Annotated in this window: 1 protein-coding gene; it reads left to right on the forward strand. The window is 43.2% G+C overall.

Going from position 1 to position 679, the window contains the following annotated elements; genetic code table 11:
* A partial coding sequence (locus D2V08_RS17245; RefSeq protein ID WP_500683409.1) for an Ig-like domain-containing protein occupies nucleotides 1–679 on the forward strand: 679 nt, incomplete at both ends.

Here is a 679-nt window from a genome sequence, read left to right on the forward strand (position 1 = left end):
ACCGAGGATGGAACGGACCCATTGGATCCATGCGACTACAATCCGGAGAGTATAACCTTGCCACAATCAGCAGATTGGGAGGCACTTGATTGCGATGATGATGGCAATCCAAATGAAACAGACCCTGACCCATTAACGGCTAATGCCAATGATGATTTTGGTTCTACACCAGCAACTACTGAAGTCACGATAAATATTTTAGAGAATGACGACTATCTGCCAAATAATGCCGCAAACAACGTAGGTGTTACCAATTTATCAAGAATTGGCGGCGATGCAACTGGTGTTGTTACTTTTGATGACGAAACTGGTTTTGTGAACTATACACCTGTAGCATCTGAATCCAATTCAACAGTTACTATAATTTACCAAGTCTGCAATGTATTGCCAGACCCTAGTGTGTGTGCTTCTGCAACCATATATATTGAGGTAGGTGCTAATACCTTGGATGCTATCAATGATGCCTATACAACAGAAACCGGAGAAGGTGGAGTTATACCCGACAGCAATGTATTGTCCAACGATATCTATAATGGAGAACCTGTTGCTCCTGTGGATGTTATCTTGAGTTCCACACCAACGGACCAACTTATAATCAACGAGGATGGAAGTGTTAGCGTAGTGCCGGGAACCGAAGCAGGAACGTACACCATCGATTATACCATTTGTGATTCAGCTG

Origin of the sequence: Flagellimonas lutimaris (genome assembly GCF_003581615.1) — a bacterium.
Classification (GTDB): Bacteria; Bacteroidota; Bacteroidia; order Flavobacteriales; family Flavobacteriaceae; genus Flagellimonas; species Flagellimonas lutimaris.